Source organism: Sphingobium xenophagum NBRC 107872, assembly GCF_000367345.1.
In the GTDB taxonomy this organism is placed as follows: domain Bacteria; phylum Pseudomonadota; class Alphaproteobacteria; order Sphingomonadales; family Sphingomonadaceae; genus Sphingobium; species Sphingobium xenophagum.
This window is the reverse complement of sequence record NZ_BARE01000018.1, coordinates 81,747-102,331: the sequence shown is the minus strand read 5'-3', so window position 1 is coordinate 102,331 and position 20,585 is coordinate 81,747. Positions and strand designations below refer to the sequence as shown.

Sequence of the window (20,585 nt, the reverse complement as noted above, 5' to 3'; positions counted from 1 at the left end):
GCCAGGCCTAAAAGTTGGTCGACCGCTGCCGTTCTCATGCCTGATGGCGTTCGATACGGGCGATCCAGCCTGATATTCGCAAGAGCCGTGCCAATTTGCGCAGGTGACGCAGGGGTAGGGTGAAAATCCCCGGAATACGGGGCTTTGGCGGATAGGGGCGGCAAGGGCGGCAAGAAATTGCCGGTCGGCGGCACTGCCTTGCCGTTGTCCGGTGACGGCCAAAATGGGGACGAATTTGCATGATCGCGATGATGGGCCATCTGTTCGACCCGCTGACATTATTGGCCATGGTCGCGGGCATCATATTGGTCGCGCTGTTCCAGAACGGGGTCGCGGCGCTTGGCCGGGCGATCGCGGCGCTCGTGCCGCTGGTCACTGCCGATCCGACGCGGGATCGTGATGCGGCGCGCGCCGCCATGCTCAAAATCGATCAGGTGGCGCAGCTGCGCGGCCTGTCCTGCACTGACCGGGTCAAGACCGCCAATCCCTTCCTGACAGAAGCCGCCCGCAGGCTCGCCAACAGCGACCGCGCCGACCTGTTCGAACTATGGGCGGCGCAGGCGCTGGCCGACCGGGCGCAGCGCCATGCCGGCGCGCGCAATGTGTGGCTCTCGATCGCTGATGCCGCGCCCGCGCTGGGCATGGCCGGGACGATCATCGGCCTTATTGGCATGTTCGCGGCGATGGATGATCCCGCTGCGCTCGGCCCCGCCATGGCGCTGGCGCTGCTCACCACCTTTTATGGCGTCGTCATCGCCAATATGATCGCAGCGCCCATTGCCGCGCGCCTGGCCGACCTGTCCGAACGCGAACTGGCCTGGCAGCAGGAGGTTGTCGCCCGGATGCTGGGCATCGCGCGGCGCGAAAATGCGCCGCTGCGCCGGGCGTCGATCCGCGAAGTCGCATGAGCGCGTCCACCACCGTCGCCGCGCGGCGCAACCGCTGGGCGGTCAGCTTCGCCGATCTTTTGCTTCTGCTGCTGGCCTTCTTCGTCCTGTTGCAGGCCAGCGGATCGCGCCGCGACGCCATGCTGGGGCAGGTCGCGCAGCAATTTGGCGGCCGCGTCATGCGGCCGGGCGTGGAGATGCGCGCGGTCGAACTGTTCGTGCCGGGGGAAGCCATGCTCACCGATCAGGGCCGCGCCCGCCTGTCCGTCATTGCCCGTCAATATGCCGGGCAAGCCGGTGGCGTGGAAATTCGCAGCCATGGCAGCGACCGCGCGCGCCAGCGTTTCGACGACTGGGATCTTGCGGCCGCCCGTCTCGGCGCAGTCGCCCGCGCGCTCAAGCTGGACGGCATATCGCAGGATCGACTGCGGATTCGCGGCCTCGATCAGGCCGATGGCAGGGGCGGGCAGGGGCAGGTGATCCGCATCGCGCCGGGCGCCAAGACCGAATAACAGCCCAAACTGGCACGGATATTGCTGAATTCCCCGGAAAGACCCTCCGTCTTTTCAGGAGACAGAATGTGTTTCGAGCCAAGCCAATCCTTCTTGCCGCCATCGCCCTTGCGGCCGCGCAACCCGCGCTGGCGCAGCAGAAGTTCGAGAATCTGGACCGGATCGACAGTCTGGTGGCGATGACCGTAGGCGCCAATCTGGGTGAACCGGGCGGCCCCGTCGCGCCGGTCGATCGCCGCCTGAAGCTTGCCGCTTGCCCCACCACCCCCGCGGTCGATGGCCCCATGTTCGGCGCTGCGATCGTCAAATGCGACGCGCTGGGCTGGCGCATTCGCGTGCCGCTGGTTGCGGGAGCATCCGCCGCCGCGTCGGGCGCTGTGCCGCGCACCGCTGCCGCCAACCGTTTCACCCCCGCTGCCCGCCCGGCCCCGGCGGAACATGTCGTCAAGCGCGGCGATCCGGTCCAGTTGATGGCCGGCAACGCTGCCTTCAGCGTCTCTCGCGTGATGATCGCGGATGAAGATGGCGCGGTCGGCGAAACCATCCGGGTGCGCGAGGACAAGAAGTCCGCACCGATTTTTGCGCAAGTCGTCGAAATGGGACTTGTGCGTATTCCTGGATTTAAGGATTTCTGAACCTGTCCGTTATAGGTGTAAGGGACGAGTGAAGGATTAGACCCATGATTAAGTCCGTCGGCCAAAGCATCAGCGCCGCCATAGAGGCGAACCGCCTGCGTGAAGGGGGCAAGACGCGCGCGTCGTCGACCACCGGCTCGACCACCGCTTCGTCGTCGGCATCGTCGGCCAGCCCAGCTTCGCGCATGGCGGCGGAAGGCGCGCCGATCGACATGGATCGTGTCGCCGCCATCAAGGCCGCGATCGCGTCGGGCAACTACCCCGTCAACCCATCGGCCATTGCCGAGCGCATGGTCGCGCTCGACCTGCCGGTCGCTGGTTAAGGGACCGGGCAGATGTCGCTTGGCCTTGCTGCGCTGGACGATCTGTTCGAAGCGTTCGAGGATCTGCGCGACGTGCTGGACGGCAATGATGCCGCGGCGATCGAGATTGCCAGCAACCGGGTAAGCCACAGCGCCGCCGCCATCCGCGCCATCGGGGCATGGCGTTCCGAACCCCAGACCGTTGCGCGGCTGAGCGCGATGCTCCCTTTGATCGACAGCGCGCGGATACGGGTCAATCTGCTCGCCGATCATGCGAATCAGCGGCTGGCGATGCTCGCCGCCCATGGCGCGCGCAACGCCCCGCTGACCTACAGCCGCTAAAAAGGGCGACCAAACGCCAAGACGAAAAAGCGGCGCCCATCGGCGCCGTTTTTCGTTTGGCGGATGTTCGCGCCAGAAAAATCCTCCCCTGCAAGGGGAGGGGACCGGCGCAGCCGGTGGAGGGGTGTCGCCCTATCGATGCCGCGCACCTGCTCCGTCTGCATAACCACAATCGCAGAAAAGCAAATAGTTGCGCCCGCATTAACCAAATCTTGGCATAAGCCTTGCTCTAATGCTCCCCAGAACCAAGTGGGGAACATGTGCCGATGTCGGCTTTTGCAGACATTACAGCGACGGGGACATCGACAGGCAATCGCGTCACGAACGCGATCGCCATGGCGAGCCGCCGTACGGGCGTGGATTTCGCCTATCTGCTGGGTCAGGCCAAAATCGAATCCAGCATGAACCCCACCGCGCGCGCGACGACATCGTCCGCGACGGGCCTTTACCAGTTCATCGACCAGAGCTGGCTGGCGGTCATCGACCAGCATGGCAGCCAATATGGCCTCGGCTGGGCGGCCGACGCAATCAGCCAGGGCAGCAATGGCCGCTATTATGTGTCGGACCCGGAATTGCGGCAGCAAATACTCGACCTGCGCAAGCATCCTGAAACCGCGTCCGTGATGGCGGCGGAACATGCCGCCGACAACAAGGCTTTTCTGGAAAAGCGCCTTGGCCGCGAGGCCGAGCCGGTCGATCTCTATCTTGCCCATTTCCTGGGGGTAGGCGGCGCGAGCAAATTCTTGTCGGTCCATGACCGCGCGCCCGATGCCACGGCAGCCTCGCTCTTCCCGTCGGCGGCGCGCGCCAACCGTTCGATCTTCTACGACCGTGCCGGCCATCCTCGCAGCTTCGCCGACATTCGCGATCGCTTCGCCTCCAAATTGCAGAAGGGCGTCGATAGCCTGGGCGGTCCCGTCCAATATGCCGACGCTTCGCTGCCCGGCGGCGCAAAGACGGTGCAGCCCGCCGATTATGTGCGGATCGAAACCCAGCGCCTTGAACAGCAAATCGATGTCGGCATCCGGCCCCAGCCGCAAACCGCACGTCTCGCCTATCTCATGCTTGCCACCCTCGGAAGGTAACGGCTCCTCATGTCTCCCAACCAAATCAAAGCGAAGATCTGGATGAGCGCCGCCAAGGGGGCGGTGCTGCCCTTCGCGACGCTGATGGTCGTGCTGTTCATGATGGTGCCGGTCCCGGCGATCATGCTCGACATCGGGTTCATCACCAACATCATGATCTCGCTCGCCGTGCTGATGGTGGCGCTCAACGCCGCCAAGCCACTCGATTTTTCCGCCTTCCCGACCGTGCTGCTGTTCGCGACGCTGCTGCGCCTCGCGCTCAACGTTGCATCCACCCGCGTCGTGCTGGTGCAGGGGCATGAAGGGTCCGATTCGGCGGGACAGGTGATCGAGGCGTTCGGCCATTTCCTGATCGGCGGCGACTATGTCGTCGGCATCTTCGTGTTCGCCATCCTGATGATCATCAACCTGGTGGTCATCACCAAGGGCGCGGGCCGCGTGTCGGAAGTCAGCGCCCGCTTCACCCTGGACGCCTTGCCCGGCAAGCAGATGGCGATCGACGCCGATCTGAACGCTGGCCTCATGACCCCCGAAGAAGCCAAGCTGCGCCGCGCGGAAGTCGCGACCGAAGCGGATTTCTACGGCTCGATGGACGGCGCCAGCAAATTCGTGAAGGGTGACGCGGTCGCGGGCATCCTGATCCTGGTGATCAACATCATCGGTGGCATCATATTGGGTGTCGTCAGCCACGGCCTGACTATGGGGCAGGCGGCGGAAACCTATATTCTTCTGGCCATCGGTGATGCGCTGGTCGCGCAGATCCCTGCCTTGCTGCTGTCGATCGCGGCGGCCTCCATCGTCACCCGCGTCAAGAGCGAGGACGACCTGTCCGGCCAGATCGCCAACCAGTTCGGCTCCGGCCGCGCCTGGGTACCGGTCGCGGCGATCCTGACATTCCTGGGCATGCTGCCCGGCATGCCGCACATGATCATCCTGCCGGCCGCCGCCGTTTCCTGGCTGATCGCCTGGAACCTGCGCAAGGCCAGCCAGAAAAAAGCAGCCGAACCCGAACCTGCGCCGCCGCCCGCCAACCCAGCGCTGATCGAATGGGGCGATGTGTCGGACGGCGCGCTGCTCGGCCTGGAAATCGGCTATGGGCTCATCAGCCTGGTCGACGAACGCAAGGGCGCGCCGCTGATGGCGCGGATCACCGGCATTCGTCGCCAATTGTCCAAGGAACTGGGCTTTGTCGTGCCGATGGTCCGGGTGAAGGACAATCTGGCGCTCGAACCCAATCAATATCGCATCACCATCGCCGGTGTCGTCGTCGGCGAGGACGAAATCTGGCCGGACGACCTGCTGGCCCTCGACAGTGGCGCACTGGAAGGCACGGTCGCAGGGCGCGCGGCGAAAGACCCGACCTTCGGCCTCGACGCGGTCTGGATTCCGCAGGCCAAGCGCAGCGAGGCGGTCGTCGCGGGCTATACGGTGGTCGATCCGCCGACGGTCGTGGCGACGCATCTCAACCAGCTGATCGCCATGAACGCGGCGGAAATGTTCGGCCTCGATGAAGCGCGCAAGCTGCTCGACAATCTGAAGGATGTGGCGCCCCAGCTGGTCGATGGCCTGACGCCCGCGACGCTCAGCCTCACGCAGATCAGCGCGCTCTGCCGCGCCCTCCTGTCCGAAGGCATTGCGCTCAAGGATTTCCGCCGCATCTGCGAAGCGATGGTCGACGCCGCCCGCCCGGACATGAGCCACGAGCAACTGGTCGAAGCGGTCCGCCAGCGCATCGGCGCGCTGATCATCCAGGGGCTTGTTCCGGTCAAGATGCCGCTGCCGGTCATCACGCTCGACGGCGATCTCGAAGCCTTGCTGGCGCAGGCCATGCGCGTGGCGGGCGATGCGCGCCACCCGATCGAACCCGCGCTCGCCAACCGGATCGTCGAAGCCGTGGTGCAGGCTGCGCGGCCCCTGCTGGGGCAGGCACGCAATTTCGCCATCGTCACCTCGCCGGTCGCGCGCCGGGCGATGGCGCGGCTGTTCAAGCCGCACCTGCCCGAAACGCCCGTGCTGTCCTTCCTGGAAATACCGGACGGCAAGGGTGTGGAGGTGGCCGCCGTCGTCGGTGGCGAACAACGTCCAACGCCGCGCCACGATCCCGCGCCCCGTCATGATCCCATGATGCAGCGCGAACGGGTCGCTTGAGGAGAGGCTGACCGATGTACATGAACAAGATCACGTCCGGCGCCCACACTTATGGCAGGCCGGGGGACAACAGCCCGGAACGGCTGGCGCGCCAATATATGCCGCTGGTGCGCAAGATCGCCTGGCACGTCCATGGCCGCGTTTCCACCGCGATAGAGGTGGAGGATCTGCTACAGATCGGCATGGTCGCGCTGGTCGAGGCCGCCAATGGTTTTGAGGATCGCGGGCTGGGCTTTGCCGCCTATGCGCAACTGCGCGTGCGTGGCGCGATGATCGACCATCTGCGGCGGCAGGCGACGATCTGCCGGTCAGCCATGGCCAAGCGCAAGGATCTGGCCAAGGTGCGCAACCGGCTGGAACAGAAGCTGGGGCGCCTCCCGACCGAAGCGGAAATGTCCGCCGACATGGGGCTGGAACCGGCCGCCTATCGCGAAATCGCCGACAGCGTGGAAATGGTCCAGCACACAAGCATGGACGAAGTCTATTCCGACCAGTCGATGTGGTTCGCCGATGTGGAGGACCGCGCCGACGACATATTGGAACGCGAATCGCTCAAGGCTGCGATCGCCCGCGGCATCGGCGAATTGCCGGAGCGCGAGGCGCTGGTGCTGCAACTCTATTTTGTCGAGGAACTCAATCTGGAGGAGATCGGCCACACGCTCGACATTGGCGCGGCGCGGGTTTGCCAGATCAAGAAAGCCGCGCTCGACCGCCTGCGCGAGAAACTGCGCGACTGGGACTGAGCACACACAATCTCCGTTCGCCCTGAGCGAAGTCGAAGGCTTGTCCCTCTTGCGAAGAAGAACAAGGCTTCGACAAGCTCAGCCCGAACGGTTTTGGCCGTAGCCTGCCTCACTCATCATTCGCGGCAAACGGCCCCATCCGCCGCTCGTCGCCATTTGGCCAGCGAAAGCGCAGCGGGCGATAGCTTTGCGTGCGCCACCATGGATCGGCGACCACGAACAGGCCGCCTTGCTCGGCCCGCCGCCCCAGATCCTTGCGCGCGGTCAGCGCCGCCAGCACGGGGGCCAGCAACAATCCCGCCACCACCGGGCTGATCCAGCCCAGCCCACCGGCCTGCACGGCCATGGCGGTCAGCCCGATCCCCAGCAGAATATGCCATTTGAACAACCAGATCGCATCGAGCGCGCCCATGCCGTCACGGTCGCGGGTCTGCCCGTTCCAGCTGCTCTTGCGCCCCATCAATATGCCGAAAAGATTGATCGTCTGCGTGAGCATTGCCACCGGTGCCATCAGGATGGACAGCACAATATCGGCCATCACCCCGCGCGTCATCCGTGCCGCGCCGCCAAAGCCGATCCGCCGCGCCGGGTCGATCATCGCCCAGATCATTGCCAGCAGCTTGGGTCCAAACAGCAATGTCGCCGTCACTGCCAGCAGCCCGCCAGACGGCAACACTGCGCTCGGCGGCCACACACCCGCCAGCGCGCCGCCCAGCACCACCAGCATCAGCGCCAGCCACAGCGGCGACGTACAATAGGCCGACGCGCCGACCAGCAACTGGAATCGGCTGACCGGATGCAGCCCGGCAATCTTCATGAATAACGGCACATGCTGGATATTGCCCTGGCACCAGCGCCGGTCGCGCGTGAACAGGTCGGGCATGGCGGGCGGGAATTCCTCGAAACTGTCATCCGCATTCACCATATGCACGTCCCAGCCACGCCGCCGCAGCAGCGCAGCCTCGATCATGTCGTGGCTCATGATATGCCCGCCAAAGGGCGCGCGGCCCGGCAGCTCCGGCAGGCCGCAGCTCTGCGCGAACGCCTTGACCCGCACGATGGCGTTATGGCCCCAGAACATGCCTTCGGACCCGGCCCACCAGATCATGCCCGCCGCTGAAATCGGCCCGAACAGCCGACTGGCAAATTGCTGCCAGCGCGCAAACAGCGTCGCGGCGCCGACGACGGTGGGGACGGTCTGGATCAGCCCGACCTGCGGATGCCGTTCCATGTCGGCGGCCAGCCGCGCCATCGTCTGACCGCTCATCACGCTGTCCGCGTCCAGCACGACCATATAGTCATAGCCGCCGCCAAAACGCTCCACCCACTCGGCGATATTGCCCGGCTTGCGCCCGATATTCAGCGCCCGGCGGCGATAATGGACGGGGCGGGAAAAGGATTCGCGTAATTCCAGATAGGCGCGACGCTCGACCTCGCCATTTTCGGGGTTGGAATCGGACAGGATGAAAAATTCGAACCGTTCGCCCCCCATCACCTGCGCCAGCGATCGCTCCATGATCGACAGGCGACCCAGCACGCCCAGAAAATCCTCGTTACAGACCGGCAGCAGGATCGCGGTCTTTCCCGCCAGCGCGGTGGCGGATGTCAGTGCATGCGGCGTCACGGCGCGCCCCTTGCCCACGGTCAGCAGCAGGAAGCCGATTGACGCAGTGGCGAAACCGAAAGCGATCCAGGCGAAGAGCGGGATGAACAGCGCCAGATAGACGCCCTCCCAGGCCGAAATCCCGTCCAGCCCGATCGACCGGCGCATTTCATGCGCGGCCATGGCGGCGGGCAGCAATGCCAGCAGAACGACCAGCAGGCGGCGCGCCCACAGATCGATATTGAACCGCCGCCGCACGATCATCGGCGGACGACCGGCAAAATCCTGCACCGGCATGGCGATCGGCGTTTCCGCCGGCACCTGCTCAAATGCCCTTGGCATGGGCTTTTCTCCGGTGACGGCATCCGCCGACAGCACGCCTCCCGTCACTTGCGTTCCAGACCTGATTAGCTTTGACCCAGAGGACAGAACCGCTCGTTACGCTGGCGGTTCCCTTCATCCTGTGATTGGATAATGCACATATTCGCTGAAAACGCGACCTGCACTCCGCAATTGCAGCCGAACTTCGGACTGGACGCCCGCATTGGTCGCCAGATCGATGACCGCGCGGTACAGGCCCGGCTGCCCCAGCACGGGATACCCCGCCGCCTTGATCAGCCTGCCCCCGGTCACGTCCGTCCACACATCCGGCCGCACGCCATCCGGCACATCGGCAAAATCGACCACCAGTCGCTGCGCGTCGGGCTGGTCGCCACGCCCGCGCCAGACATTGGCGACTCTTGCCAGCACGGTTCCGGCCGGATTTTGCGCCGCCGACCAGTCCAGCCGGTAGGCGAGGTCAATCCGCCGCCCTGGCACCGGCGCAGCATCGGGCGTCCAATAGGCCGCGACATTATCGGTATATTCGCTGTCCGTCGGAAAACTGTAGAGCCGCACCTGTCCCGCGCCAAGCGGCCGGGCAGGGCTCGCCCAAAGCGAGGGGCGACGGTCGTAAAAGACGCCATCATCCTGATAATGCGCAAAATCGCGGTCCCGCTGGAGCAGGCCAAAGCCCTTCGGATCGCGCTCGGCAAAGGCGCTGATCTGCGGCATGGCGGGATTGACCAGCGGCCGGGCATGGACGCTGCCATCGCCACTGGCGATCGAGAGCATGTCGCTGTCATGGATTTCCGGTCGCCAGTCGGTCCCCTGCCGGCGGTTGGCCTGATCATACCAGAACATGCTGGTCATCGGCATCAGCCCCAGTTCGGGGATCGCGCGACGGGGGAACAGCGCGGCGGTCACATCCTGCCGCACGCCGTCCTTGCCCAGGCTGCTGACGAACCGGAACGCGCCGGTGATCGACGCGCCATCCAGCAGCGCGTGGATGGTGACGCTGCTGTCGCCCGTCCGCTCCAGCCAGAAATGGGTGAAGCGCGGAAATTCCTCCTTCCCCTGCAGGCTGGTATTGATCGCGATCGCGCGGGCGGACAGGCCGAACTGCTTTTGCGGGCTGGGCGCGCGGAAATAGCTGGCCCCCAGAAAGGACAGCCAGTCGCCGTCGCGCGCGGCGTTCATGATCCGGAACCCGGCAAAGCCTGCGTCGGGGGGCAGTTTCTTGACAGGATTGCTGTCCGGCGCATCGAACATGGCCGGATCATAGCGCAGCGGCGTCGCGCGCCCCTTGTCGACCAGCGCGATCTGCACCGGCTGCGCCGCCGTCCGGCTGAGCGGGAACAGGCGGACGCCGGTATCGCCGGGCAAATCGCCCCAGATGGTGCGATCCTCGGCAAAGCGCGCCTGATGCAGCGCATCATAGTCGATCGCCTGCGCACCGGGATAGAGCGGCGTTTCGGCAAATGGCGTACGGGCCAGCCGCTGCGCCCGCGCAATCAGCCGGTCCCAGGAAAATGGCTCGCTGGCGGCCTGCGCCATCAGCCTGTGGGGAAGGATCAGCGCAGCGCTGGTGGCGGCGATCATCGCGCGCCGGTTGATATGGGTCATGGCTTTCATCATGGAAGGCATAACCGCCAAAGCCAAGGGCGTATCCTTATATCCCTATGCGATGGACATGCCGGTGCGGCCTCACAAAATGCGCCCTTTCGCGCATTTTCAGGAACGCGACGAAACCCCCGCCCGGGGGGACGAGGGTTTCGCATATGCTGGTCGTTAGATCGAAGTTGTGACCCCCGGCACGGTGGGGACTGTTGATGTGCCGGGGGCTACTTGGCGCGGCTGTCCGGTGACCAGGACCTCAGCCGACCAATTCGGTTGGCCTGATTTAGCCGATCAGCTTCAGCACGCCCTGCTGGCTCTGGTTGGCCTGTGCCAGCATCGCGGTCGACGCCTGGCTCAGGATCTGCGACTTGGCGAGAGCGGTCGTTTCGGCCGAGAAGTCGGCGTCTTCGATGCGGCTGCGGGCGTCGGTCAGGTTGGTGACGTTGGCGGTCAGGTTGTTGACCGTCGATTCCAGGCGGTTCTGCGCGGCACCCAGCTTGGCCTGGGCGGTCGATACGGCCGACAGGGCCGTGTCATAAAGCGCCAGGGTCGCCGTGGTGGCGGTGCCGGCGCTGACCGTGGCGGCCGCCGCGCCGACGACCGGCGAAAGGTCGATGCCACCCAGCGAAAGCGAGACAGTGTCGTTCGCGGTCGCACCGGCCTGGATCGAAACCGTCGCAGCGGTGGTCGGGAACAGCGAGATGCCGTTGAACTTGGAATTGGTCATCGTGGTGCTGATCTGGGTGGACAGCTGGTCCAGTTCCGACGTGATGTTCGCCTTGGCGTTGGTGTCGTTGGTGCCGTTCAGCGCCTGAACGGTCAGTTCACGCATACGCTGCAGCATGTTGGTGACTTCGCCGAGCGAACCTTCAGCGGTCTGGGCCAGGCTGATGCCGTCATTGGCGTTGCGGATGCCCTGGGTCATGCCGCGGATCTGCGAGGTCATGGTCGAAGCGATCGCCAGGCCAGCGGCGTCGTCCTTCGCGCTGTTGATGCGCTTGCCGGTCGACAGGCGTTCCATCGCGGTGCTCAGGCCCTTGCTGGCCATCGAGGAAGCGTTGGCGGAGCGCAGAGCGGCGGTGTTGGTTCCGATAACAGTCATGGTGTTTCCCTTTCCGTGTCAATCAGGTCGCTGCCATCCGTTAGAGCGCTTGCGGCCTCGAAAGGGGATAACGGCGGGGTGCGGCGGGCTTTTAGGGGCGCTGTCGAATTTTCTGCATTTTTCGTGTTTTGCCCGTCGCTTACCGGCCCTCCACGCGCGCGCGTGATATATTAAGTCGGTTTGGGCCGTTGCCGTGGCGGAAAATAATTGCCGCCATGCGGCAAGTCCTGCCGGCAATTAACCAATTGCTAACCACGGTAGCGCACATTGGGACCATCGAAGAAGGCCAGGGCGTACGGGGGTACAAGCTGGCCAGCCATTTGGGGACCAACTAATGTCATCGCTCGATATGAGCCGAGGCGTCTGTGCGCTCGTTCCAGGGTTGCAGCACTGGCTGGAAAATGCCCTGTTCGCTGTCCGGGTCGTCGATGCCGCCGCACCGCGCGAACGCGATAGCCGCCGCGTGCTGCTGGCGACCGAAATCGGCCACGCGACGCACCGCGATATATTGATCTCGCTTGTCGACGGCGCGCCGTCGCTGGTCGCCGCCGCCAACGGCCTGCCCGCCCGTGTCGCCTTCGGGCTGGAAGATATGGGCTTCGCCTTCGCCCTGATCGCCGAACTGGCCCGTCCCGCGGCTATTCCTGCGGTGGGCGACAGCGCCAGCGCGCGCCTCATGACGCTTGCCGGTCGGGTCGCACGCAGCGAAGCCACCGTTCTCATTCAGGGCGACACCGGCACCGGCAAGGAAGGCATGGCGCGCTTCCTCCACGCCCAGTCGGGCCGCACGTCGGGCGATTTCATCGCCGTCAATTGCGCCGCGCTGCCGGAAACCATGATGGAAGCGATGCTGTTTGGCCATCGCAAGGGCAGCTTCACCGGCGCGGCCAATGCGTCCGAAGGGCTGTTCCTGGCGGCGGACGGCGGCACGCTGTTCCTCGACGAAATCGCCGAACTGCCGATCGCACTTCAGGCCAAGCTGCTGCGCGCCTTGCAGGAAGGCGAAGTCCTGCCCGTCGGCGCGACCCACGCCGTCCCGGTCAATGTCCGCGTCATCGCCGCCTGCAACCGCGATCTGGCCGCCGAATGCGCCGCCGGACGGTTCCGCGAGGATCTCTACTGGCGCTTGAATGTCATGCCGCTCGACCTGCGCCCGCTGGCCGAGCGCCCCGGCGACATCGCCGCGATTGCCGCCGCCATGCTGCTGCGCTTTTCGGACATGGCCAAGGACGGCTTTGTCTGGCCGACCGCCGCCGCGCTCGACAAGCTGGCCGCCCATGCCTGGCCGGGCAATGCCCGCGAACTGGGCAACGTCCTTCAGCGCGCTCTGGTGCTGCGCGATGGCGATCGGATCGACGCGCACGACCTGCATCTGGCGAGCGCGCCCCGGCCCCAGGGCCTGCACATCGTCTCGCCCGAACCGGCCGAACCCGTCCGCCTGCGCGACGTTGCCCATCACAGCAAGCTGGAAGCGGTCCGCACCGCGCTGCGCGAAACCGACGGCCACCGCGCCGCCGCCGCGCGCAAGCTCGGCATTTCCGAACGCACGCTGCGCTATCGGCTCGCCGAAATGCGCGATCTGGCTGCGGCTTGAAGGGAGGATAGGGCATGACCGGCATTTCTCCGACAGACAATGTGATGGCGATCCGCAACGCCATCCTGCAAAAAAACGCCGCGCTGCGCGACGTCGCCTCGACCGGGTCGGTCGGCGGCGCGAACGCCCCAAACGGTACTGCGCCCGGCGGCTTTACCGAAGCGCTCAACAGCGCGCTGCAACAGGTCAATGGCCTGCAAGGCAAGGCCGGTGAGGCAGCCGCCGCGTTCGAGCGGGGCGAAACCACCGACATCGCCGCCGTCATGCTGGCCAAGCAGCAGGCGTCGGTCAGCTTCGAAGCGACCCTTCAAGTCCGCAACAAACTTCTGTCCGCTTACAAGGACATCATGAGCATGCCGGTCTAAATCATGAGCGAGAACGCACTCACCATCGATGGCGGCGCTGCCGCCCGGCCCGCCCTCCCGGCGACCGCTTCGTCCGGCTTCGGCTCGGCCAAGGGGGTCGACGCGCTGCGCGCGCGGCTCACCGGCTTCATGAAACAGCCAGCGGTAGCCAAGAGCCTGCCGCTGCTTGGCCTGCTCGGCGTCCTTGCCGTCGCTGGCCTCGCCTGGATGGCGCTGCGCGAACCGCCGCAGCGCGATCTGTTCCGCGGCCTGCCCGACGGTGACAAGTCCGCCGTGGCGCAGGTTCTCGACCAGAACGGCATTCCCTACGACTTCGACAATAGCGGCGCGATGACCGTGGGCGAGGGCGATTATTTCAAGGCGAAGATGATGCTCGCCGCGCAGGGCCTGCCCAAGAGCGCGCCCGACGGCAACAGCATGATCGATAGCCTGCCGATGGGCGCCAGCCGCGCGGTCGAGGGCGAAAAGCTCCGTTCGGCCCGCGAAATGGATCTGGCCCGCACCATCGAGGCGATCGACAGCGTCGAAAGCGCCAAGGTCCACCTCGCCGTAGAACCGCCCAGCGTATTCCTGCGCGACCGGGCCAAGCCGTCCGCCTCGGTCATGCTGCGCCTTGCCAATGGCCGCACGCTCACCGATGCGCAGGTCAGCGCGATCGTTCACCTCGTGGCATCGTCCATTCCCGAACTTTCGCCCGACCAGATCTCGCTGGTCGACCAGAATGGCCGCCTGCTCAGCAAGAATGACAGCGACTCCGGCGACGATCGCCAGCTGGCGATCCAGAGCCGGATCGAGGACCGCTATCGCCAGTCGGTCGTCGCGCTGCTCACCCCGATCCTGGGGGCCAATAATTTCTCGACCGAAGTCCATGCCGAACTCAATTTTGCCGAGCGGCAGGCGACCCGCGAAACCTATCCGCAGGACGAAGCCCGGTTGCGCACCGAACAGGGCACCTGGGCCTCCGATCCGCGTGGTCAGGGCACGGGCGAAGCATCGGGCATCCCCGGCGCGCTCAGCAATCAGGCGCCCGTCAACCCGACCGTGACCCAGACCAATCCCAATGGTCAGGCCGTGCAACAGGGTCAGACCGCCGCGCAGACGCCCGGCACGCCGCCCAACCCGCTGATGAAGACCGAGGAAACCTTCAACCGCAGCTTTGAACTGGGCCGTGAAGTGTCCGTTACCAAGGATGCGGTCGGCACCGTCAAGCGCCTGTCGGTCGCCGTCGCGCTCGACAATGCACCCGATGGCAAGGCGCGCACGCCGCAGGAAATCGCTGCCCTCGAAGCCTTGGTGAAGGGTGCGATCGGCTTCGACCAGGCCCGTGGCGACGTGGTCGCGCTCTCCTCGCGCAGCTTCCTCAAGACGCCGGAAGAACAGCCCCTCTGGTATGAGGCGGATTGGGTCTCGCCGCTCATTCGCAACGTCTCGGCCCTGCTGGTCGCGCTGCTCGTCATCTTCGGCATCGGCCGCCCGCTGCTCAAGCGTCGCGCCGCAGCACAGGAAGCGATCGCCGCCGACACGGCCCAGAATGGCCAGCGCATCGGCCGCGAAATTTCCGGCGAACTGACCCGGCAGGCGGTCGAGGCGCCCGATCCGGCCCGCCCGGTCACGCTCGATATGATTTCCTCCACCTATGACTATGCCCAGCGCGCCGACCTCATTCGCAACTTTGTGAAGCAGGACCCCGACCGTGCCGCCCTGGTCGTCCGCGACCTCCTGAAGGAGGGGAAGAAGGAAAATGCCTGAGATCGTTCCCGGTCGGCCAGAGGCGCTCAAGGGCAGCGCCGCCGCCGCCGTCCTGCTGATGCTGTTCGACGAGGATGAGGCCGCGCAGATCCTTGCGCGCCTGGAGCCTGATGAAGTGCGCCAGCTGGGCTATGCCATGTATGACGTCGCCGATGTCGATCCTGAAGAGGTGAACGAGGCGCTCGACCATTTCGTGACCAAGGCGAAGAAGCGCACCACCATCGGCTATGGTGCGACCCGCCATATTCGCGGCGCGATGACCAAGGCATTGGGCGAGGAGCGGGCCGAAACCATCCTCGCGCGCATCACCCCGCCGACCCGCTCCACCCAGCTTGAAATGCTCAAATGGATGGACGCCAAGGAAATCGCCGCGCTCATCGAGGCGGAGCATCCGCAGATCATGGCGATCGTGCTGGCCCATCTCGAAGCGCCGATTGCCGCCGACGTGCTGCAATTGCTGCCGGTCGAATATCAGGAAGAGATTGTCTACCGCATCGCCACGCTAGGCCCGGTGTCGAACGAGGCGCTGGACGATCTGGAGCAGTTGCTGCTGCGCGGCCCCGCCAAGAAGCAGGGCGCGGCATCGCAGCGCGGCGGCACGATCGAGGCGGCTGCGATCATGAACAATGTCCGCAAGGACAATGAGCAGCGGATCATGAAGGCGGTGGCCAAGCGCGACAAGATGATCGCCCAGACCATCGAGGAAGAGATGTTCGTGTTCGATAACCTTATCGACATGGATGACAAGAATCTCGGCACGCTGATGCGCACCGTCGACAGCGCCGTGCTGGTTGTGGCGCTCAAGGGCGTCAACGACCTGCTCAAGGCCAAGATCTTTGGCTGCATGTCCGCCCGCGCGGCGCAATCGATCGCCGACGAGATCGAGGAACGCGGTCCGATCCGCCTTGCCGAAGTGATCGACGCGCAAAAACTCATCATCGCCACTGCGCGCCGCATGGCGGACGCGGGCACCATCATGCTGGGTGGCAAGGGGAATGACTTTGTCTGAAGCATTTTCAAGTCGGCCCTTTGCCGACGGCTCGGAAAATGCGGCAACCAGGACTCTGGAGCCGCGCCGCGCCAGCGGAAGCGGCTCCAGAATCTGGGGTGCGGAAGCCATGCAGGATGTCGCGCCGGTCTCGATGACCGGCGTGCGCCAGGTCGAAAGCGGCGGCTTTCGCAGCCTCTATACCTCGGTCCCCGGTCAGCATACCGCCACGATGCGCCATGGCGTCATCGAAATGGAGCCGGAGGCCGATCCGCTGGAGGAGGCCCGGCTGGAAGCCTTCACCATGGGTTTCGACGAAGGCTGTCGCGTCACCGCCCAGACCCATGCCGATGCGTCTGAGGCGCATGAACGGCTGACGCAGGCGCTCGAAATGCTCAGCCCCGCGCCCAGCGGCATGTTATCCACCATGCTCTCGGCCACGGTCGTGCGGCTGGTCGAACAGATTGTCGGCGAAGTGGAGATCGACATCGAACGGCTGGTGCAGCGCTGCGACACCGTTGCCGCCTTTATCGAGGATAATCAGGGCAAGAGCGCCCTTCATCTCCATCCCGACGACATCGCCCTGCTCGAAGGCGAATCGATCGGCGTGTCGCTGGTTCCCGACAAGGCGTTGCACCGTGGCTGCGTCCGGCTCGAAACCGCCGACGGCTGGGTGGAGGATGGCCCGGACGTTCGCCTGTCCCGCCTGCGCGCGCTGATGGACGATATGGAGGGCAAGTCATGATCCGCGCCGCGCTGGCGCAGGCCGAAACCCTGTTCGATCATCTTCAGGTCCAGAATCGCACGCCCCGCCGCGTGGGCCGTCTGGTCAGCCATGACGCGGGCATGCTCGAAGTCACCGGCTTTCGCCGTCCGATCGGCTCCGGCGCGCGCGTCATGGCCAGCGACGGGTCGATCTGCCGCGCCGAAGTCGTCGGCTTTCGTGGCGATCGCACATTGCTGGTGCCGCTCGACGCCGACGCGCCGCTGGAAAACGGCATCCGGGTCGAACCCGATAGCCAGGCCAATATGGTGCAGGTCGGGGAAGGGCTGATCGGCCGCGTCGTCGACGCCATGGGTCAGCCGCTCGACCGCAAGGGGCCGATCATCGCGGGCGGCGTCTGGCCGCTGAACGGGGTCAAGGGCAATGTTCTGGATCGTGGCCGCGTCACCGAACCGTTCGACCTTGGCGTCCGCGCCGTCAACGCCCTGCTGACCGCCGGGCGCGGCCAGCGCATCGCCATCATCGCCGGGTCGGGCGTCGGCAAATCGGTGCTGATGGGCCAGATGATCGCCGGGGCCGAAGCCGATGTGGTCGTTGTCGGCCTGATCGGCGAACGTGGCCGCGAAGTCAGCGATTTTCTCGAAACCAAATTGAAGCACATGATGCACAAGAGCATCGTCGTTGCTGTTCCTGCAGATCATCCCCCGGTGCTGCGCCTGCGCGCCGCTGCGCGCGCTACTGCCATCGCCGAATATTTCCGCGCCCGTGGCAAGAAGGTGCTGCTGCTGATCGACAGCCTGACCCGCTGCGCCCATGCCCAGCGCGAAATCGGCCTTGCCCTTGGCGAACCGCCCGCGATGAAGGGCTATCCGCCCTCCGCGCTCGCGCTCATCCCCCGTCTGGTCGAACGGGCTGGGGTGGATTCGCGCACCGGCGGGTCGATCACCGCGCTCTACACCGTGCTGGCCGATGGCGATGATACCGACGATCCGATCGTCGACGCCGCTCGCGCCATTGTGGACGGCCATTTCGTCCTGTCGCGCCATCTGTCCGAACAGGCGATCTTCCCGGCCATCGACATTGGCAAGTCCCTGTCGCGCGTCATGGCCGACGTGGTGCCCGACGACCATCGCATGGCCGCCGCCAATTATCGCCGCCTGTGGGCCGCTTATGAGGAAAATCGCGATCTCATCCTGATGGGCGCCTATCGCCCCGGCAATGATCCGGTGATCGACGAAGCGGTCCAGCGCCGTCAGGAAATTCTCGACTTCATCCGGCAGGACCAGAAGAGCCGTATCGATCTCGATACCAGCGCCAACGCGCTCGTCGCGAGCTTTAGCGCATGAAGGGGCTTGTGTCCCGCCGCCAGCGCGTGCTGCGCGTACGCCACGTCCAGCATGCCATGGCCGTCGCGGAAACCGCCCGCGCGCGGGACGAAGCGGACGGGCTCGCCCGCAATATCGAGCGCCTCAACAAGGTGCGCGGCGAATTATTCGAGACCGAAGGGGCGGCGACCGGCGCGTCCTTCGCCGCGATGCAGGAACTGGCTACCCGGCTGGAACAGGCCGGGAGACAGCTGGACGGCGCCCTTTATGACGCCCGGCGCAAGGTGGAGGCCAGGGAAGGCATGACTCTTGCAGCGAACCGCGAGAAGGAAATCGCCACCCGCCTCAAGGACCGCGCCCGCGCGACCCTGGAGGAATGGCGCGAAAACAAGCTGGCGGCATTGCCGAGCTATCGTCGGATGCAGCGAAACGGGGAAGTCTGACATGAATATGATTGCCAGCCTCAAGGCGCTACTCTTCGCCAGCACGCCCGTTGGCGCGACCGGCAAGGCCGAGACATCAGCGGTGCCAGATGGCACGGCCGACTTTGCCGCGATGATCGACGCCGCCAGGCTCTCGCCAAACGGATCGCCCGCCGCCGCCAGTGATCCGCAAGGCCATGGCGCGCAGCCTTTGGCGATGCCCCAGGCCAGCATGCCCGACCCTGGCGACAATGCGCCTCTGCCCGATGCCCCCGCCATAAACGCGCCGGTTCCGACAGATGGCGACGCCTTGCCGCTTCCAGCTGCCGCCCCGGCGGTGCCGCCCAGCCCCAGCGCGCCGATCGCCGCCGCGCCGAAGCCGCACGCGCCAAGCCCGCTGCCCATCACCCAGCAATCCGACGATCCCCAGACGGCCCCGACTGCACCGGCTGCGCCCATGCAGTCGGTGGCGCAGCTGCTGGTCGCGGCGCACATCGCGCCTACCGAGGCGGCCGTTATCGCCCCCCAGCAAACGCCCGCGCCCGCCATCGCGCCGTCCGACGCAATGCCGGTGACAGACACGGACGCGGAGCCATCCGACATCGACGCGGAGCGTCCGGAACAGCCCGACGCCCCGCCGCAACCGTCCGCCATGGCGACGATGCTGCCGCCTGCGCCGCCGCTGCCCGCTACGCCCGTATCGGATACGCCCGCCAAACCGGCCCCCAAGGCTGAGCATCATGCGATCCCGGAACAAGGCGCGCCAATGCCTGCGCCCGCGCCCGCCATCGCGCCGTCCGAGGCAATGCCGGTGACAGACGCGGACGCGGAACCTTCCGACATCGAAGCGGCGCGTACGGAACAGCCCGACGCCCCGCCGCAACCGTCCGCCATGGGGATGATGCCGCCGCCTGCTGCGCCGCTACCCGCTACGCCCCCGCAACAATCCCCTGACGCGCCGCCGGCTTCCTCTCCCGCCACGGTCCAGCCCGCCGCCGCGCCAGCCGTAACAATCCAGCCTGTCGGCGATCAAGCGCAATCGATTGCTAACATGGGCGCGGAGCAGCCAGTTGCCCCCATCGCGGCAGCGACGCCGACCGGAAATGGCGCTAATTCTGCTGCCGTGCCAGCTGCGATTGCGCCAGCGCCGGGGCAGGCCGCTCCGCTCGCTGTCGCGCCCACGCCGCTTGACGCCACGGCGACCGGAACGGTGACCGTGCCCAGCCCCGTTCTTGCGCCCGATCCTGCGCCGACGCTTCCCGACCCCGCGTCGGACCCGGCACCCATCATAAACGCCGCCAATATGTCCAGCTCACTGTCGGCCAGGGCAGAGGCCCTGTCGCTGCTCCAGCTTGCGCGTCAGCATATGGCCCGTCAGTCCGCGCCGTCGCCTGCGGCCGGGGGCGACACGGCACCCGCTGATGCACCCGTCGCCCCGACCACGGAGGCGATGCCCAGAGCCATTGACCCCGCCGTCCCCGCGCCCGCCGCCCCGCCGCTAACGATCCCGACCGTCGCCTCCGCGCTTCCCGCGGTCGATCTCTCCGCCACCCTTGGCGCGCAGGTCGTCGACATGGGCGTGTCGGGCCAGTGGATCGATTCGCTGGCGCGCGACATTGCGGGCCTGTCCGCCAATGGCGCGCAGGGCCGGTTCCAGATCAGCAGCGACCAGCTCGGCCCGATCGACGTCAGCATCCGCCAGGGCATTGATGGCGCAGCGGTCAGCCTGACCGTCTCCAGCGACATCGCCGAAGCCGCCCTGCGACAGGACAGCGACCGGCTGCGCCTGGACGCGGGTCTGTCTGCGGTGCGCATCAGCGAGGTGAAGATCGAACGCGCCCCGCATGTCGGCGATGCGGCGCGATCCGACCCGTCGTCGCAGCAGCAACCCTCCCAACAGCAACAGGGCCAGCACAACGGCCCGTCCGCCAACTGGCAGGGCGCTGGTCAGGGTATTGGGCAGGGCATGGGCCAGTCGCAGCAGCAAGGCCGCTGGCAACAGCGTGAAAATATCGCACTCGCCCATAAAGCGGGCGGCGATCCGGCCGTTCTTAACCATGAGCAGACTGGTGATACCGCCAGCCAAGCCATTCGCGCGCGCTATGCGTGACCAGCGCTATC

General features: G+C 65.9%; 19 protein-coding genes. 16 read left to right on the top strand and 3 right to left on the bottom strand.

From position 1 onward, the window contains the following. Nucleotides 1-239: 239 nt before the first annotated feature. From SX1_RS10970 to SX1_RS10930, 8 genes are all read left to right on the top strand, one after another. Nucleotides 240-908, top strand: coding sequence for a MotA/TolQ/ExbB proton channel family protein (locus SX1_RS10970; protein WP_017183005.1), 669 nt, complete (start codon nucleotides 240-242; stop codon nucleotides 906-908). Continuing rightward, the gene (locus tag SX1_RS10965) at nucleotides 905-1,399 is read left to right on the top strand and encodes a flagellar motor protein MotB (RefSeq protein ID WP_019053025.1); all 495 of its coding nucleotides are present in this window, start codon (nucleotides 905-907) and stop codon (nucleotides 1,397-1,399) included. Before SX1_RS10970 ends, SX1_RS10965 begins: the two co-directional genes overlap by 4 nt. Before the next feature lie 68 nt (nucleotides 1,400-1,467). Next, nucleotides 1,468-2,034, top strand: a complete 567-nt coding sequence (locus SX1_RS10960) for a flagella basal body P-ring formation protein FlgA (protein WP_019053024.1) — start codon at nucleotides 1,468-1,470, stop codon at nucleotides 2,032-2,034. A 44-nt stretch (nucleotides 2,035-2,078) separates the two neighbouring features. Beyond that, on the top strand, nucleotides 2,079-2,357 hold the full coding sequence (gene flgM / locus SX1_RS10955; protein WP_019053023.1) for a flagellar biosynthesis anti-sigma factor FlgM: 279 nt from the start codon (nucleotides 2,079-2,081) through the stop codon (nucleotides 2,355-2,357). A gap of 12 nt (nucleotides 2,358-2,369) precedes the next feature. Continuing rightward, nucleotides 2,370-2,678, top strand: coding sequence for a hypothetical protein (locus SX1_RS10950; RefSeq protein ID WP_017183009.1), 309 nt, complete (start codon nucleotides 2,370-2,372; stop codon nucleotides 2,676-2,678). 266 nt (nucleotides 2,679-2,944) lie between these two features. Then, entirely contained in the window at nucleotides 2,945-3,763 is an 819-nt protein-coding gene (locus SX1_RS10940; protein ID WP_019053021.1) for a lysozyme family protein, read from the top strand. A 9-nt stretch (nucleotides 3,764-3,772) separates the two neighbouring features. Continuing rightward, a complete protein-coding gene (gene flhA / locus SX1_RS10935; protein WP_017183011.1) occupies nucleotides 3,773-5,911 on the top strand; it encodes a flagellar biosynthesis protein FlhA in 2,139 nt (712 codons plus the stop codon). A 14-nt stretch (nucleotides 5,912-5,925) separates the two neighbouring features. After that, on the top strand, nucleotides 5,926-6,654 hold the full coding sequence (locus tag SX1_RS10930) for a sigma-70 family RNA polymerase sigma factor (RefSeq protein ID WP_019053020.1): 729 nt from the start codon (nucleotides 5,926-5,928) through the stop codon (nucleotides 6,652-6,654). A gap of 109 nt (nucleotides 6,655-6,763) precedes the next feature. Here SX1_RS10930 and mdoH read toward each other — a convergent pair whose 3' ends face one another. The 3 genes from mdoH to SX1_RS10910 form a co-directional block, all read right to left on the bottom strand. Next, complete coding sequence (gene mdoH / locus SX1_RS22610) at nucleotides 6,764-8,599, bottom strand: glucans biosynthesis glucosyltransferase MdoH (protein WP_052310909.1); 1,836 nt, start codon at nucleotides 8,597-8,599, stop codon at nucleotides 6,764-6,766. Between the two features lie 114 nt (nucleotides 8,600-8,713). Then, nucleotides 8,714-10,201 carry an OpgD/OpgG family glucan biosynthesis protein gene (locus SX1_RS10920; RefSeq protein ID WP_019053018.1) on the bottom strand — a complete coding sequence of 496 codons (1,488 nt, stop codon included), beginning with the start codon at nucleotides 10,199-10,201 and terminating at the stop codon, nucleotides 8,714-8,716. 277 nt (nucleotides 10,202-10,478) lie between these two features. Then, the gene (locus tag SX1_RS10910) at nucleotides 10,479-11,297 is read right to left on the bottom strand and encodes a flagellin N-terminal helical domain-containing protein (protein WP_017182887.1); all 819 of its coding nucleotides are present in this window, start codon (nucleotides 11,295-11,297) and stop codon (nucleotides 10,479-10,481) included. 334 nt (nucleotides 11,298-11,631) lie between these two features. Between SX1_RS10910 and SX1_RS10905 the strand changes: the two genes are divergently transcribed. From SX1_RS10905 to SX1_RS10870, 8 genes are all read left to right on the top strand, one after another. Further along, nucleotides 11,632-12,891, top strand: coding sequence for a sigma-54-dependent Fis family transcriptional regulator (locus tag SX1_RS10905; RefSeq protein ID WP_019053015.1), 1,260 nt, complete (start codon nucleotides 11,632-11,634; stop codon nucleotides 12,889-12,891). A 14-nt stretch (nucleotides 12,892-12,905) separates the two neighbouring features. Then, on the top strand, nucleotides 12,906-13,256 hold the full coding sequence (gene fliE / locus SX1_RS10900; protein ID WP_026149673.1) for a flagellar hook-basal body complex protein FliE: 351 nt from the start codon (nucleotides 12,906-12,908) through the stop codon (nucleotides 13,254-13,256). A gap of 3 nt (nucleotides 13,257-13,259) precedes the next feature. After that, entirely contained in the window at nucleotides 13,260-15,005 is a 1,746-nt protein-coding gene (gene fliF / locus SX1_RS10895) for a flagellar basal-body MS-ring/collar protein FliF (protein WP_017182884.1), read from the top strand. Beyond that, nucleotides 14,998-16,014 carry a flagellar motor switch protein FliG gene (fliG, locus tag SX1_RS10890; protein WP_019053013.1) on the top strand — a complete coding sequence of 339 codons (1,017 nt, stop codon included), beginning with the start codon at nucleotides 14,998-15,000 and terminating at the stop codon, nucleotides 16,012-16,014. The genes fliF and fliG overlap by 8 nt, the downstream gene beginning before the upstream one ends. A 109-nt stretch (nucleotides 16,015-16,123) precedes the next feature. Continuing rightward, entirely contained in the window at nucleotides 16,124-16,738 is a 615-nt protein-coding gene (locus SX1_RS10885) for a FliH/SctL family protein (RefSeq protein WP_019053012.1), read from the top strand. Beyond that, on the top strand, nucleotides 16,735-18,063 hold the full coding sequence (locus tag SX1_RS10880) for a FliI/YscN family ATPase (RefSeq protein ID WP_019053011.1): 1,329 nt from the start codon (nucleotides 16,735-16,737) through the stop codon (nucleotides 18,061-18,063). The genes SX1_RS10885 and SX1_RS10880 overlap by 4 nt, the downstream gene beginning before the upstream one ends. Then, nucleotides 18,060-18,485 (top strand): hypothetical protein, encoded by a 426-nt coding sequence (locus SX1_RS10875; RefSeq protein ID WP_019053010.1) that lies wholly within the window; start codon nucleotides 18,060-18,062, stop codon nucleotides 18,483-18,485. The genes SX1_RS10880 and SX1_RS10875 overlap by 4 nt, the downstream gene beginning before the upstream one ends. 1 nt (nucleotide 18,486) lies before the next feature. Next, on the top strand, nucleotides 18,487-20,574 hold the full coding sequence (locus tag SX1_RS10870) for a flagellar hook-length control protein FliK (RefSeq protein ID WP_026149672.1): 2,088 nt from the start codon (nucleotides 18,487-18,489) through the stop codon (nucleotides 20,572-20,574). The last annotated feature ends 11 nt before the right edge of the window (nucleotides 20,575-20,585 follow it).